The 15,102-nt window shown below is 38.8% G+C and carries 11 protein-coding genes and 1 pseudogene; 7 read left to right on the top strand and 5 right to left on the bottom strand.

What is annotated here, in order from left to right:
- Window positions 1-166: 166 nt before the first annotated feature.
- Genes V7K32_RS09930 through V7K32_RS09920 form a run of 3 tightly spaced genes read left to right on the top strand, consistent with a single transcriptional unit; the run spans window position 167 to window position 1,195 of the window.
- Window positions 167-334 carry a hypothetical protein gene (locus V7K32_RS09930; protein ID WP_334992627.1) on the top strand — a complete coding sequence of 56 codons (168 nt, stop codon included), beginning with the start codon at window positions 167-169 and terminating at the stop codon, window positions 332-334.
- Complete coding sequence (locus V7K32_RS09925; RefSeq protein WP_334992625.1) at window positions 334-963, top strand: hypothetical protein; 630 nt, start codon at window positions 334-336, stop codon at window positions 961-963. The genes V7K32_RS09930 and V7K32_RS09925 overlap by 1 nt, the downstream gene beginning before the upstream one ends.
- A 22-nt stretch (window positions 964-985) precedes the next feature.
- Entirely contained in the window at window positions 986-1,195 is a 210-nt protein-coding gene (locus V7K32_RS09920; protein ID WP_334992623.1) for a hypothetical protein, read from the top strand.
- A 53-nt stretch (window positions 1,196-1,248) separates the two neighbouring features.
- On the opposite strand, the gene V7K32_RS09915 is transcribed toward V7K32_RS09920, so the two are convergent.
- Complete coding sequence (locus tag V7K32_RS09915) at window positions 1,249-1,521, bottom strand: WD40/YVTN/BNR-like repeat-containing protein (protein WP_334992621.1); 273 nt, start codon at window positions 1,519-1,521, stop codon at window positions 1,249-1,251.
- A gap of 541 nt (window positions 1,522-2,062) precedes the next feature.
- Between V7K32_RS09915 and V7K32_RS09910 the strand changes: the two genes are divergently transcribed.
- From V7K32_RS09910 to V7K32_RS09900, 3 genes are all read left to right on the top strand, one after another.
- Window positions 2,063-4,558 carry a two-partner secretion domain-containing protein gene (locus V7K32_RS09910; protein ID WP_334992619.1) on the top strand — a complete coding sequence of 832 codons (2,496 nt, stop codon included), beginning with the start codon at window positions 2,063-2,065 and terminating at the stop codon, window positions 4,556-4,558.
- Between the two features lie 80 nt (window positions 4,559-4,638).
- Window positions 4,639-6,360: a ShlB/FhaC/HecB family hemolysin secretion/activation protein gene (locus V7K32_RS09905; RefSeq protein WP_334992617.1), complete on the top strand. Its 1,722-nt coding sequence runs from the start codon at window positions 4,639-4,641 to the stop codon at window positions 6,358-6,360.
- Window positions 6,315-8,834: a CHAT domain-containing protein gene (locus V7K32_RS09900; RefSeq protein WP_334992615.1), complete on the top strand. Its 2,520-nt coding sequence runs from the start codon at window positions 6,315-6,317 to the stop codon at window positions 8,832-8,834. Before V7K32_RS09905 ends, V7K32_RS09900 begins: the two co-directional genes overlap by 46 nt.
- On the opposite strand, the gene V7K32_RS09895 is transcribed toward V7K32_RS09900, so the two are convergent.
- The 4 genes from V7K32_RS09895 to V7K32_RS09880 all read right to left on the bottom strand — a co-directional run bounded on the left by V7K32_RS09895 (window position 8,809) and on the right by V7K32_RS09880 (window position 13,212).
- Complete coding sequence (locus V7K32_RS09895) at window positions 8,809-9,399, bottom strand: hypothetical protein (RefSeq protein ID WP_334992613.1); 591 nt, start codon at window positions 9,397-9,399, stop codon at window positions 8,809-8,811. The two genes, V7K32_RS09900 and V7K32_RS09895, sit on opposite strands and share 26 nt — an antisense overlap.
- A 118-nt stretch (window positions 9,400-9,517) precedes the next feature.
- Window positions 9,518-10,003 carry a hypothetical protein gene (locus V7K32_RS09890; protein WP_334992611.1) on the bottom strand — a complete coding sequence of 162 codons (486 nt, stop codon included), beginning with the start codon at window positions 10,001-10,003 and terminating at the stop codon, window positions 9,518-9,520.
- Window positions 10,004-10,068: 65 nt separating this feature from the next.
- Window positions 10,069-11,772 (bottom strand): protein kinase domain-containing protein, encoded by a 1,704-nt coding sequence (locus tag V7K32_RS09885; protein ID WP_334992609.1) that lies wholly within the window; start codon window positions 11,770-11,772, stop codon window positions 10,069-10,071.
- Between the two features lie 21 nt (window positions 11,773-11,793).
- A complete protein-coding gene (locus V7K32_RS09880; protein ID WP_334992607.1) occupies window positions 11,794-13,212 on the bottom strand; it encodes an NB-ARC domain-containing protein in 1,419 nt (472 codons plus the stop codon).
- A 1,033-nt stretch (window positions 13,213-14,245) separates the two neighbouring features.
- Between V7K32_RS09880 and V7K32_RS09875 the strand changes: the two are divergent.
- Window positions 14,246-15,102, top strand: a pseudogene (locus V7K32_RS09875) (hypothetical protein); the annotation flags it as partial.

Raw genomic sequence — 15,102 nt, 5'->3', positions numbered from 1 at the left:
TTAGCTAATGCGACTGCCAAGGTTAATCTTTGTTTTATTCGGTTGATGGTTAAGAGGCTTGCTGCACCTTCTTAGATGTCAAATGGGTTCTATAGGTTCGATACGATTCCAGCTTAAGAAGGAAAATGGTTTAAAAATTCCAAGCTTATTAATTTGAGGGGATTCCATGATTATCACAACTTCAGAAGGAGAACCTATCAGAGTTCTTGAAACCACGGAAAACTACGCTTTGGTTGCGCCGATAGATGGCTGTCAGGACTACTGGGTCTGTAAAGAAGAGGTCGATTTTATCGCTGATCCAGCACCAGCAAAAGAAGATGAGGAGAAAAAATAATGCTGCCATCTCAATTTGCAGAGGTTGCTGGTTTTCCTCTTCGTTGGCAAGAAAGAGACTTACAGCAATACTTGGGCGAACGCCTAACTGAGCGTGGTTTTCAAGTTCAATTTGAAGCACCTGCCAACGGGGGTAGAGCAGATATAGTCAGTAATTGGCAAGGTGGAGCGATCGCAGAAGTCAAGAAATACCTCGACCGCGACACCATTTATCAAGCCGTTGGTCAACTCAACCTTTACGGTCTAAATAACACGCATAAACTTGTGGTCATGGGTTTTCTCACACCTGATGCTTCGTCGCAACCATCAGCACTCAAAACTGCTTCAATGGTTGAACAAAATCCCCGCATACAAGTAGTTTTTGTCAATACTGTATCAGAATGGTTGCCGGGGAATAGAATTGCTCCCTCAAGGGTAGTGCAGTTCTTCTCGTTGCCAAAACTCTCATTGCCAAAACTAGATTTGGGCAGTTGGAGATGGTGGTTTAGAGTTGCCAAAGCTAATCCAATGCTTATGGTTATTGTAGCCACCTTGCTTTCTGTCATGGTATCCCAAATCAAGCGAGAGCTTAATTACTGTCAACAGACTAATCAGGTTTGGAGTTGTCTATTTTCTCCCCCGATAAATTAATCCACTGAGAGGAAAAGTATGAATGGTACTGTTTTTAATATCGGAGTTACTACTTGTGGTTTTACAATGGCAAGAGTTAGCCGAAGTTATTCACACTTTGAATATCCAAGAAATTCAAGCACAGCAGCAAGGATTAAAGGGGGTTATGCGGGGAGATTCAACACCCATTGTACAAAGTGTAAAGTGTTTGGAGCAAGTTTTTTCCGGGATTGGGTGGGAGATAAATAATTAGTGGGTTAAATCAATTTCCTTGTCCGTTGCTAACAAATTTGCCTCATATCTGGTTCAGACTATAGCCAATGCTTGAATGCTAGGCAGTTTTTCTGCTACTAACTGCCAGTTTTCTCCCATATCCTCACTTCTAAAAAGCTGATCGCCGGCACTAATAAAAATCCTGCCTGCTGTATCTAACGTTAAAGCCCGAACCATAATATCAAACTTGTCCGGTAGTCCAACTTTGAGTTGTTGCCAATGTTCACCACCATTTAAGCTTCGATATAGTCCAGCATTTGCCCCTCGCGCCCAAGTCGGCGGGGGACTTGCAGCCGCCGCCCTCATAAGCATCAGTCCTTGCTAATATTTTTCTCTGATGAGAGTTTTGTGTTGTTGACATAATCAATTTTTAGCACTGAATTTTGACGACTGGCGAGTGTATTATTTTTTGAACGTTTGCGATTGATGTTCCTGATTAATGACAGTTATTTTTTGAGAAAAATTCTGTCTAGAGGCATATTTTTGGCGGCTTTTCGGCACAGTTTCTAAACCATTGAAAGTGTAATTTACCTAGATACGCATCCGGTATAAAATCCGTCAAAATAGCAGAAATTATCGGATATTTGTTCCGAAATTTACCTGATTTAGGAAATATTTTTCCACATATGAATACTGCTATACTCTGCAATGTGTATTAATCTAACAGTATAATTACCTTTCCCATTGGAAGTCTAGTGGTCTGTCACGTTTCAATTTGTGAGTCTGAGATGGATGAGAGGTTGTGATTTTGTGGGTTGTCAACCTACAAAATCAATCTTGACAGACCACTAGCTAATGTTACTTTTGGCGTACTAAGAGAGTACGGAGAACTTAAATTGCTAAATTTATGACACCAAAATATATCTTAAATACGCTTGTGGGAGCGCTGTTTGTTTCTCTGCTAACAACTTTTCCATCGGAGGCGCAAGTGAGGCACGATCTAACTCTTCCCAATAACACAAACATCAAAATAGAAGGGAATAAAATAACTATTGATGGCGGCACTCAAGTAGGGAAGAATCTTTTTCACAGTTTTCAAGATTTTTCACTTTCCAAAGGTGACATAGCAGCTTTCAATAATGCATTGGATATTGGCAACATTATTGTCCGCGTCACAGGTGCTTCGGCTTCCAATATTAATGGCATAATCACTGGTAAGGGTACAGCCAACGTATTTTTTGATAATCCGAATGGTATTAGCTTTGGCAAGGATGCACGTCTAAATATTGGCGGCTCATTTTTGGCTACTACAGCTAGTGGTTTCATGTTCCCTAATGGTTCCGAGTTTAGTGCTACTAATCCACAAGCTCCACCACTACTCGCAATTAATGTTCCGATTGGATTAAGATTCGGGAGTAATCCTGGTGCAATTCAGGTTACTGGGGAAGGAAATAAAATTACACCTAGTTTTAGTTTTTCACCCACTAAAGTTGATAATAACTTAGCCGGATTAACAGTACAGCCAGGAAAAAATTTAGCCTTAATAGGAAATAATATTAATTTAGAAGGCAGCACAATATCCGCATCAGGAGGAAGTATTGAATTAGGCAGTGTTGCTTCTGGTTTGGTTGGCTTAGAATCTACTCCTAATGGATGGGCTTTTAGCTACAAAGGAGTTTCCAACTTTAGTGACATCCAATTATCAAAAGAAGCATTAGTTAATGCTAGTGGCACAGGTTCTGGATCTATTGAATTAAATGCTACAAACGTAAAATTGAGTGATGCTTCATTGTTTTTAATTCAAAACAGAGGGACAATTCCTTCTGGAAGTTTAGCTATAAATGCTTCGGAATCGCTAATCTTAAAGGGAACCTCTATAGATGGTAACGCTTCTAGCGCCATTCGTTCAGAAACAGTAAGTGCAGGAAAGGGAAGTAATATTACAATTTTTACACCGAAGTTAGTGCTTCAAGATGGAGGGAGAATAGGAGCAAGTACATACAGTGATGGGAAAGGAGGCAATGTTGCTATTAATGCTCCTAACTCTGTGCAACTTTTGGAGAACACATCTATAAATACTTCTCGTCAAACCTTTACTGTTAGCTCTATTGCTGCTACTACCTACGGTTCTGGAGATGCTGGTAATCTTCAGATATCAACCAAAGACCTTAGAGTTACCAATGGGGGATCGGTTACTTCCACAACCATAGGATCTGGGAATGGGGGAGATGTAAATATAAATTCAGATATAGTAGAGATCGTAGGAATGGAGCTAGAATCCAAAAGGTCTAGTACCATATCAGCAGCATCTGCAAAATCTGGACAAGCTGGTGACTTAACTATCAATGCTTCGCAATTACACTTAAGAGATGGAGGTTTAGTTAGTACCTCTTCTTTCGATACTGGAGCAGTTGGTAACTTAACTGTCAATGCCTCTGAGATAGAAGTAAGTGGTATTAAAAATGGTGTTATTACTGCTATAAGAGCCTCTGTTGATTCTTTAGCTAATTCCGACAAGGATCAACAAAGACTTGGTTTTTCTTCTGTACCAAATGGTTCCCCTGGACAAATGGTGCTAAATGCTAAATCAATAAATATTAATCAAGGAGGATTGGTTACTGTTAGAAATCAAGGTACGCAGGAAGCTGGAAAACTTGAAATAAATGCCGAATCTATTAAATTAAACGAAGGTAGTATTACAGCCACTACTAGTTTAGGTGAAGGAGGTAATATTTCTATAGGCTCTCAAGACTTACAACTCCGTTTTGGTAGTGTGATTACTGCCACCGCAGGTAATAGTGGTAACGGAGGCAACATAGCCGTAAAAGCAGATACAGTAACTCTCTTAGAAGGTAGCGGAATCACAGCCAATGCATTTGAGGGAAGGGGCGGAAAGATCGTTATTGATGCCCAAGGATTATTTGTTTCTTCAGATAGCATGATTACAACCAATTCAGTAAAAGGAGTTAATGGTACAGTCACAATTAATACTCAAAATATTAATCTCCTCCAGACAGTTCTTCCAAAAACAGCATTCAATCTTCCTAGTAGTAGTAAACTCTGTGCGTCTTCAGAAGAAGGCGAAAATCAATTTATAAATGCTGGAACCGGCGGAATTCCTGCAAGCCCTAGCGACCCTTTTGACAGTCTTGATGGCTGGTCAGATGACCGAAAGCCTGATGCCACCACCAGCCAAGAAAAGCCAAGCGCGCCATTGACTCAAACAGAAGTAACAGAAAAATATACTGAGGCACAAGGCTGGAAAAACAACGCTGATGGCACAATAAGTTTTACAGATATTCCATCCCAAATAAATGCAAAAGGTTCTCTCTCTTCAGCCCCTTGTCATAACTCGGAAGAATCTCTTGCACAAACAGAACAGCCTCCTGAAAAAGGTAATTAATAATAACCTAAAATGCAACAAAAGTTGCCAAATAATTACTTTTGTTGCATTTTTTATCATGAGAAAAATAATCTTCATCGATGTCCAATTCCCAGTGTTTTTTGTGCAAAGTAGCTATATTTGTTATTCCGTTATTGCTTATTAACCCAGTACACTCACAAACAGTAGCTTCAATTCAGGTTCCAACCATACAAGAACCTTGGGTTATTCCTAAACCTTTATCCCCAAAAATTGAACCAACAATTCTATCCCCGGATGCCCCACCTTTAAGAGAAAATACACCTCAAAACCAAGAAATTATCAAAGTAGCACGTTTTGTATTTAAAGGTAATATAGTAATTAGAACTCAAGAACTGGAATCGGTAGTTGCGGCTTATTTGGGAAGAGAAATTACATTTGATCAATTGCAACAAGTTGGTCAGGTAATTACAAAATTTTATGTGGATAAAGGCTACATTACTTCTGGGGCTTTTTTACCCATTGCAGAAAATCAAAGTATTAATCCGAATCAAGCAGTAATTACGGTTCAAGTTGTGGAGGGCAAGCTTGATAAAATTGAATTTATTGGTGGTGGTGGTTCTCGACTACACAAATACATTCGTCAGCGCTTGCCAAGCACTACTGAAGTAGTTAATGAAAAACGCTTGCTATCGGCTTTACAATTCCTGCGCCAAGATCCTTTAATCGAATCAATCTCAGGACGATTAGACAAAGGCTCTCGAGAGGACAGAGCTATTTTGAATATCAAATTCAATGAGCGGCAATCATTCACAATTGAGGCTGGTTTAGACAACTATCGCTCACCTGGTACTGGCAGTTTTCAGCGTCGGATTGAGATAACTAACGCTAATTTGCTTGGTGTTGGTGACAGTCTGATCGTTGGTTATCGAAACACAGACGGTAGTAATAGTTTAATAACTAGTTACTCCATTCCCATCAATCCACAAAACAGCACAATTGAGTTTGACTACATTAACTCGTCGAGCAATATTATCGAGCATCCTTTTAACTCTTTAGATATTTTATCTAATGCTCGTGGCTATCAATTGAGTTTTCGTCAACCACTAACAAGAAGAGCAACTACAACATCAACGCAAGAATTTGCTTTAAAATTCACAGCAACTCGTTTGTCAAGTGAATCATCTTTATTAAACACACCTTATCCCTTAAATGCTGGCGCTGATTCTAATGGACAAACCCACATTTCTGCTATTAGATTCTCCCAAGAATGGCTAGAGCGTAGCATTCAAGGAAGTTTAACCCTTATATCACAGTTCAGTTTCGGCATTGGTGATTTTGGTGCAACCATCAACAACTCTGCTCCTGATGGTCGATTTTTCGCTTGGAGAACAGAAGCAGGATGGGTAAGACAGTTAAGCGACAATACCACCTTTATAGCTAGAGCGAATCTTCAATTGGCTGATAGACCTCTAGCCGCACTGGAACAAGTTGCATCTGGCGGCGTAGATTCAGTACGGGGTTATCGTGAAGCCACTTTCTTAACTGATAATGCATTCTTAATTTCAATCGAGTTGCAGATAGCGGCTTGGAAACAAGACAACCAGCGATTTTCTCTAATTCCCTTCTTTGATTTTGTCACTGCCTGGAATAATAATACGCTCGAAATACCTAACCCAGTAGGGACTTTGGCATCCATCGGCTTAGGTTTGCAGTACCAAGTTGGAAATCGCTTCAATGCCCGTCTTGACTATGGCTTTCCTTTGATTGATGTTAACACTAATTCAGATAATCGAACATGGCAAGAAAACGGATTTCTTTTTTCTGTCAATTACCAACTGTAAAGAAATATTTTCTGTTGGGGCTATTCTTAACATTACAAATAATTCTCTGTTCGCCAAAAGTCATTGCTCAAATCCCAACTGCTGCGACACTTACCCGCATAGGGTACGAACAACTGCATCAAGGACATCCTTCTAGTGCCATTCAAACTTGGTCAGATGCTTATGAAGCTTATCGTCAACTCAATGATTCTGAAGGGATGATTGGCAGCCTAATTAACCAAAGTTTGGGATTTACTGCCCAAGGTTTGTACAGCAGTGCTTGCAATACTCTGTTAATCGCTTTGAAACTAGAAAAAGGGATTTGTAATTCCCCTTTAGCGCAAGAAAATTATTCAATAAATAGCTTAAACCAATCCTTACAGCATCAACCGCTCAAAGAAGTTCAAGTTATTGGACTTCGCCAGATGGGTAACATACTGCGGTTGATTGGCAAACCCGAAACTTCTTTTGTCGTTTTACAAAAAGCTCTGGCAATGACTAGGGAATTAAAACTAATCCCATCAAAATTGTCCAATCAATTATTGTTGAGTTTAGCAGATACAGAACGCACTCTCTACTTCCAAGCTAAAAACAAATATCAGCTAACAGATGACCCGGTAGCTAAACAACAGGCATTGACAACAGCACAATTTCAAGCTCAATCGGCTCTGGCTTTATATCAGCAGGTAGAAACACAAATACCTTATATATTATCTCTAACAGCAAAACTTAATCAACTAAGTTTTTTGGTAGAACTAGAGAAATGGCCAAATCTCACAGAGATAAATTTATCATCACGAAAGCAATTAATTCAACCATTACTGCAACAATTATTAACTATTGGCAATCAATTCGACGATTTAACAACTATCGACTCTATCTACGCCCGTCTTAACTTGGCCCAAAGCGTTATACAAATCACTCAAAATCCTCAGTTAAACCAACTTAATTTATCTGAGGGCAAGAATCCATTATTAACTGCCATCTCTATTTCTCATCAAGCCCTTGACACTGCCGAGAAAATAAACAATACACGAGCCAAATCTTATGCTTTAGGCACTATTGGAAAAATTTATGGTTGCTTGGGACAAACCCTTGAGTCGAAGCAATATTTAGAAACAGCTATGGAATTAGCTCAATCAATAAGAGCTTGGGATATTGCTTATCAGTGGCAGTGGAAGTTGGCTTCTTTATATCAGCAACTTCAAAACACTCAAAAAACTGATGAGGCTTATACTGCTGCCATTAGCAGTCTTGACCAAGTTCGAGGGAATATTCTCACGATGAATCCTGATATCCAGTTTGATTTTAAAGAGAAAGTTGAGCCTTTATACCACGAATACATGGAGTTTTTATTCTCTCAACAAGGAGCTAATTTGCAACGAGCGGTGGACATTCAAGATAAACTGCGAATCGCTGAACTTGAGAATTTTCTCCAATGTGGGAGATTAATTAGACCTGATGTTAATAACACACAAGTTTTATCTAATTTACCACCGATTATATTTTTGATTAAATTAGAAAATAAGGTGAAAGTAGTTGTCAAAAATTCACAACATTTTTATCAGCATACTCTAGATTTAATGCAAGTTAGTCATTCTGTTGATAATTTTATCAACTTCATTCGCAAGAAACAATTTATCAAAACTCAAAGCCTTGAATACATTAGCTATTCTGAAAATCTTTACAACTTGTTAATCGCTCCGGTCAAACAGTATCTACCACCTGATGGAGATTTAATCTTTATTACAGATAGTTATTTCCAGAATATCCCTTTTAATATGCTGAATGATGGTAACAAAAATCTCATAGATTCTTACGCTATTTCCACGGCATCTAGTTTACAGCAATTACAAGCCCAATCTTTACAACCCGAAAAATTAAAAGTTTTATTTGCTGGCATTTCTGAAGCTAACCATATTTTTCAATCCACTTCAGTTTCGGAAAATTTTCGCCCTCTTCCTGAAGTCAATCAGGAGATTAAAAATATCCAAAAAAGTATCAGTTCTCTGTCAGTATTACTTAACGATAAATTTACTACTCACAAGTTTCAAAAAAAAGTTGAAGCCAATACATTTCCAATACTTCACCTTAGCACCCATGCTCAATTTAGTTCCGACCCTGACAATACTTTTCTGTTGGCGTGGAAAGAACTTCTTAAAGTCCAACAATTAAAATCTTTGTTAAAAAATAAGCAATCTCCTCTTGATTTACTTGTCTTAAGTGCTTGTGAGACGGCTAAAGGAGATCGGCGCTCGGCTCTGGGAATTGCTGGCATTGCTGCACAAGCTGGAGCAAGAAGTACCTTAGCTACTCTTTGGTTGGTAGATGCTGAATCCACCGCTCAACTCATGGGTGAGTTTTACAAGCACTTGAAAAATGGTCTGACTAAAGCGCAGGCATTAAGACAAGCACAATTAAGCTTGATATCCAGTAATACCTACTCACACCCCTATTTTTGGGCGGGTTTTATTCTCGTTGGTGGTACACTTTAGCTTGAGCTTGAGCAGCAATTTTCGCTTCAACTTCTGCTTTAGCTAATTCGTCGGCATTATTAACTTTTTGTGCTAATGCGATCGCATTTGCTAAGGCACTACTAGCAGCAGAGAATGCATCTCCCTGTAGGTAGCGTTCCCCTAACAATCGATAAATAGCTGGATTTTGAGAACCTGCTTTAATTCGTGCAGATAATACAGCAATCGACTCATCTAGCAAACCTTGTGCATTATATACAGCATCCGTATCGATAGCTTGTTCATCTGGGGACTGTTTGAGACTTTCAAGACGCTCAATTGTTGTTGCTACCTGCCGCGCTCTATCTTCTGGCACTAAAAGCACGAAAGTCGAACTCGGAATAAACTTGTCTCCTCGCTTGGCAATTATGTTTATGGTATAAACATTTCCCGGTTGCATTACTGGCTGGTCTTTGGGATATGCTAGTTGCGTGTTTTGGACTTCTCTTTCCCAATTTACGGGAGCAATACCTTGAACTTGCACTATATAGCTACTAGCTCCTGGTGTTGTCGCCCACGATAACATCGGACGCGGATTAATACTCACAACTGCGTAAGGGGTAATTAACCGACTTTCCGCACTTCATCGTGTAATATGCGTAGATTTCCCATAGGTGGAAAAAAATGGTTAAATCAACAACATAAATCGCCAATGGTATTCAATATTAATACTTAATAATTTGAACATTATTAGGAATTTTTATTGAAAAGATAGATAATACATTTTGAAGTGCGGAATGTGGGATTAATGTTGGCGCATCAGGATTGTCATCTGCCCCTTTCAGATTGATGCAACTGTGTTCAGGGAGCAAATTATTACAACCACTTCTTTCTCTGGCCGAGAGTGGTAGGCATTTTGTGCCTATTGCCCCACCAGAAACGTGTAAAACATTTCCCCTCAGATAGCAAAAAACTTCAACCGTAGCTCCCGGCTTTGGATTGATTTTAGCTAACTTACAAATTTTACTTAGGTTTGGCCAATGGCGATCGCCTTGAATGATTCTAGCAATTGGCTCACATCTAGCAGGTTGTATATTTTCTGTCACTATCCGTTGAGTTTCTCCCAATGCAGTCAACGAAGAAAATAACAATGTTGATACAATTGCTACTACTTGAATTGGAATCGCTTTTTTTATCCTATTTCTTGACATTTATTCAATATTTTTTTATCAGATAATTATTAATAGCCTAATCAGATTCAAGGATTTTAGTCAATCTACTTAAAAAGTCGTTGTAATATTTCCTGCCTCCATGCTTGTACTTCTGGGAGAGATGAATTTACACTATTTTCCATTAAGCAAATCTCCCAGTGCGCTTGTGCATATTTCAAATCACCTAATGCTTCTTCTGTCTTTGCTAACAAGCAATAAGCGTCTACTCTTTGAGAATCTAAATTCACCGAATGCAGTAAATATTCTTTGGCTTTTGTATAACTCTGCTGTTGAAACCTTGCCCAACCTAAATTTTTATATAAACCAGCTTGCCATTGAGGGTAAGACGTGTATTTTAAACCTTCAAGCGCAAGTGTTGCAGCCTCCGAGTATTTTTCTTGCTTGTTCTTCAGCCTTGATAAATTGTTGACAGCATTCATTGCTTGGTTATTGCTGTACTTAATTGCTAATTTGTACTGATCTTCTGCTAGAGCGTATTGATCTTGTTCATCGTAAAAACTCCCCAAATTATAGTGTGCTTCCCAGCCTAATGGACGTAAATTTAAAGCTTTTTCATAGTTTTTACTTGCACAATTCAAGTCCTGTATCTGCTGACAAGCTACTGCTAAATTATTGTATATTTTTTCATCTTTAGGATTATAATCTGCGGCTAATTCATAATACTTCTTAGCTATTTTTGGCTCATCTTGTCGCGTAGCTTTATAAAAAAAATAACTGGATAAAGCTTGACTCCCTCCTTGAAAAATCGCAACAATTATTACTATCAATAGTCCCATCTCTAACGATTTGAATAGATTCGTCTTCAAAACTCTATCCAGCTTTAACCGATTTGGCAGTTGCTCCAAACGCTGTAAAATGAATTGTGTAGATATTGGCCGATTCCCTGGAGCCGGAGCCATTAATTGTTCTAATAAATCAGCAAACGCCCTTTCAATCTGTCGTGCTTTATTTCTCCAAATCAGTCTTGTGGTTTTTGGGTCTGTTGGCAGATTTATGACATTGATTCCAGTTATTAAATATACTAATGTCCGCCCTAAAGCATAGAAATCTGATTGTGGTAATGCTTGTCCGTTAATTTGTTCTAAAGGACTAAAGCCAGGAGTTACAATTGTTGTAATTTCATGATTACCAAGCCCCATCTCATTTCCGCCACTTCCGCTAAGTTTCAATAGATAGGTACGACTCACTTCTCGAACTGCGCCAAAATCAATTAAACCTAACTGACCATCAGGTTGAAGAATAATATTAGAAGGTTTAATATCTCTATGAAAGAAACCGCTCCGGTGTACTTTATCAAGAATTTTTATTAACTGTGTCAGCCAATCCAATGCTAAAGTTTGAGATATTCTTCCATTAGCTTTCAGCCAGTCTTCTAAGTTCTGTCCCTCGAATTTCTGCATAACTAAGCAATGCAATGTCCTGTAATTTTTTTCAGAAATAACAGTAATTACATCGTCTATAACTCTAGGGATACCTGGATAGTTGAATAGTTGAAGGGTCAGAGTTTCCCGCTCCAGTAACTCGATTTCTTTTTCTTCTTGGGATTTCAAAACCTTCATTACTTTGTGAATGCCTTTATCATCCACTACTTCAAAAATTTCTGTGCTGTAACGGAAGTCTAAAGGGCGTAATGGTTTAATTAATCGAAACCTCTGGTCAATTAGCAATTCCGTTCCACAATTAAGGCATCTCTCACTCTCATCAGGATTTTGACGCTGTTTACACTTAGGGTTAATACAATAACTCACATTTTTAAGTTAGTCTAATAATTAAGCTGATTGAAAATGATCAACCCTATTTTTAACTAATTTTAAAGCATGGGTACAAACATACTTTATAACTTGAGGTTCTAAACTCAATAGTACCTCCTTGCTATCATTTCTTTTTTGTTCAATTAGAGAACGTGCATATAAAGCCTCTATAGCCTCAAGTAGTTCTGAGGTTGTTACCTCGCTCTGTTGTTCTTCCTTAAATTTGTTAAGCAATTCGTTTAACGCAATTGAATCCCGAGACTCCTTAATTAGTTCTTCTGTTAAGTAGAACATAATTTGTTTCTCTAAAATAGTTAGACGACCTTTATCTTCAAATAATTCATCCAAGCTCTCTTGAAATATATCTGTCATCAATACAGTTTGAAATTTTAGAAATTTCTCTACATTGCCACCAAAAAATTTTTGAATTTTTTCAGACAACATTTTTATAGACAAAGGGTTTCCACGATAAGTTTTAATTAAGTCTCCCCATTTATCTTCATCAGTTAAACCGTGGGAACGAAAAATTTCTAAAGCTTCCTTTCCCAATCCTTCAAGCTTCACTGTTCTAACTGGTTGTCCTTTTTGTTGTAGGCGGTTAAAATCAACGAATGGTTCACGACTGGTTAGGAGAAAACAACTTTGATGCTGTTCCTCTATCACTCTATTAAAGAACGTTCCATACTCTGCATACTCATTACCGTAGGGATTTGAACTGGTATTTCTATCTCCCTGCAATAACGACTCTGCTGAGTCCAAAATCACTAAGTAACGACGGGAACGTAGGTATTCAAATAATTTAGATGTCCTAGCTTGCATAGATTCTGGTAAATCTAGCTCCTGGTTTTCTGAATAAGCCAAAATTCTAAGTACATCAGCAACTAAATCTGTAAGTAACGGACTATACGAAACTGACTTCCAAATAAAGCTATTAAACTCATACGACCCAATACGCAAAGCTTGAATTAATTTAGCCACTAAAGCACTTTTTCCAATTCCTGCTGTCCCTATAATTGCTACACAACGCTCTTGGGCTACCAATTCTTTTAACATCGCTAGCTCAGGAGTTCGACCGTAAAAATTAAATATGTCAGGCAGATTTCCTGCAAGTATGGGTAAACCAACAGGATCAGCATTTTCATTCCATTTTGGTGATTCCTTGTCAGCTAGCACTATCCGTTTTTCTACAATGCCCCGCAGCCGCTTCTTAGTGACTTTTTCTCCATTCCCTAATATCCCTGTTAATAGAACCCAGAGCTTGGGTGCTACACGTCGCTGCAAAAGATTAATGTCATAAGGACTCTTCTCTGCTGTATCCTTGTAATCCAAATCAAGCCAAGCTGATCTAAGCACAATTTTTTCTGGCTCCTCTAACCACCTGCCTTGTTTCGCAAACACTAAGTCATCTATAGCTTGGATAGCTTCTTTAGCATTCACCTTTTATTAAGCTCCTTTGAGTGTTGTTTTATCTTGTATTTCACTAAATAAAAAGTAGATACTTTTTAGCAGACGCTCCTTTAAAAAGATTTAGATAATCTACTATCTCCTACTTAGCATATTTTAGACTTCACAAGTCTTAACAATTGAAGTTGTTATTGTATCGTAATACTGCTATTCTCATTTTAAAGTACGTACTATTCAAGAAAAGTTCGAGGAGATTGTAAAACCTAGTATAATTGCCAGAGAACTAAAAGCAACACTCAAAGTCAATAAACGACTCTAGACAGTCTAAGTAAACGATGTTCAAAAAATCGGATCGCTTTCTTCTTTTGAATTTGACTGTAACAGATGCATCGTTCTATTTATCCCAAGCTTAGATATATCAAGAGTGTAAAACTTTGAGAGCTAGGACAACCAAGGTAATGAAATGAAGGGAAATATGAAAGTAAAAGCGTCAAAAAACCTAAAGCACAAAGCGCCACTAAGGAATAGGCGCTCTGTCTGTTCGTAAAATTCATCGTTTTTCTTAGAGCGGGTTGGATCTCGAAGGATCAAAAGAAGTTGTTGTTGAAGTTTGGAGACCGAGACGACTACTAAATTTGTCCGAGAGTTTTTACCGCGCTGCCAGATCCATTATAGGATCTGCCGCTTGGAAAGTCCATCCGTTGCGGTATGTTTGCCTGTCGAAATTCATAAATTTTCTGTAAAGTAAATTTTTGTTAAGAAGTGTCACGAATTTTGTAGCAAAAAGCAGCAGCGCGAATATCAGTTACCAGTTACCAGTTACCAGTTACCAGTCAACATTTGATAACTGTTAACTGCTCACTGATAATTGATTGATACAACCCCCTCTGAGCTTGAAAACCAAGTAACCAGGGAAAAATATTGTGAGTAGCAAAGAAATTGTCCGTATAGATCGTGAGCAAATAGCACAACACTTAGCAGCATTCTTGTATTTGCAGGGGTACACAGGATACCTGCGGAGTTTTTACAAGAGCCGATTCGTTGAGGGAAGAGGGGGTTTTCAACCATGCTGACACAAGACAGAGTGAAAACAACCTCACCGCTCGATTACACCAACCTCAACACCAGCATCCAGGAAACCTTTGCTGCCATCGACCGCTTCTCCTCCTTCGCGGTAGACGAAATCCTCCAAATGAAGACACAGCAGATTTACCTCCAAGGTAACTATCAAAATTTTGAGGAATACTGTCAAAGTGAATTGTCTGCCTGGGGCGGCTACCGGCGAATCAATCAATTACTGGGGGCAAAGAGAGTAATTGATGCAGCAGGGGAATTTGGCGAACATATTAAAAATGAGCGCCAAGCCCGGACATTAATGCGTTTGGTTTCTGAACCAGAATTATTAAAACTGGCAGTATCAGAGGCGCTACAAGAAAACCCCTACCCCAACGAATCAGATTTCGCCAGAGCCGCCTTAAAGGTTGCCCCGAAGCCATTGCGAAAAACAATAAAAGAACCATTGGTGACTCAAAATCAGGAACCAATGGTTCCCCAAAAAGTCAAAATTTCTTCCCTTTCTCACCCCCGTTACCGTGATGAAGGAGAGATTTTAGCAGACCCACCTAATCTCGCGCAGCAGATTGTTACATTCAGTGACGGCGAGATTAGGTTGGTGAACAATGCTGATTTAGATGCCGTCGTTCCATTCCCTAGAGAACGGACTTACCCTAAAGAATATGCAGAAGCTATTGCCCAACTCAAAGAGCAACACAGAATTGAACTAGAGCGACTTTCCGACGAATTGAGAATTGGACTACTTGTAGAAGCATCGGCTAGAGCCGAAGCCCAGGTAATTGAACAAATCCAATCTCTGCAAAACTTGTGTAAGGAGCAGAAAGAGCAAAACATCCAGTTGCAGCAGCG

This window comes from Nostoc sp. (genome assembly GCF_036917635.1).
Classification (GTDB): domain Bacteria; phylum Cyanobacteriota; class Cyanobacteriia; order Cyanobacteriales; family Nostocaceae; genus Nostoc.
The sequence above is the reverse complement of the archived record's forward strand: the minus strand, read 5'-3'. Positions and strand labels throughout refer to the sequence as shown.

Excerpts from the sequence above, each read along its gene's own strand:
- V7K32_RS09930 (WP_334992627.1), top strand. The coding sequence starts at position 167 with ATGATTATCACAACTTCAGAAGGAGAACCTATCAGAGTTCTTGAAACC.
- V7K32_RS09925 (WP_334992625.1), top strand. The coding sequence starts at position 334 with ATGCTGCCATCTCAATTTGCAGAGGTTGCTGGTTTTCCTCTTCGTTGG.
- V7K32_RS09920 (WP_334992623.1), top strand. The coding sequence starts at position 986 with ATGGTACTGTTTTTAATATCGGAGTTACTACTTGTGGTTTTACAATGG.
- V7K32_RS09915 (WP_334992621.1), bottom strand. The coding sequence starts at position 1,521 with ATGAGGGCGGCGGCTGCAAGTCCCCCGCCGACTTGGGCGCGAGGGGCA.
- V7K32_RS09910 (WP_334992619.1), top strand. The coding sequence starts at position 2,063 with ATGACACCAAAATATATCTTAAATACGCTTGTGGGAGCGCTGTTTGTT.
- V7K32_RS09905 (WP_334992617.1), top strand. The coding sequence starts at position 4,639 with ATGTCCAATTCCCAGTGTTTTTTGTGCAAAGTAGCTATATTTGTTATT.
- V7K32_RS09900 (WP_334992615.1), top strand. The coding sequence starts at position 6,315 with ATGGCAAGAAAACGGATTTCTTTTTTCTGTCAATTACCAACTGTAAAG.
- V7K32_RS09890 (WP_334992611.1), bottom strand. The coding sequence starts at position 10,003 with ATGTCAAGAAATAGGATAAAAAAAGCGATTCCAATTCAAGTAGTAGCA.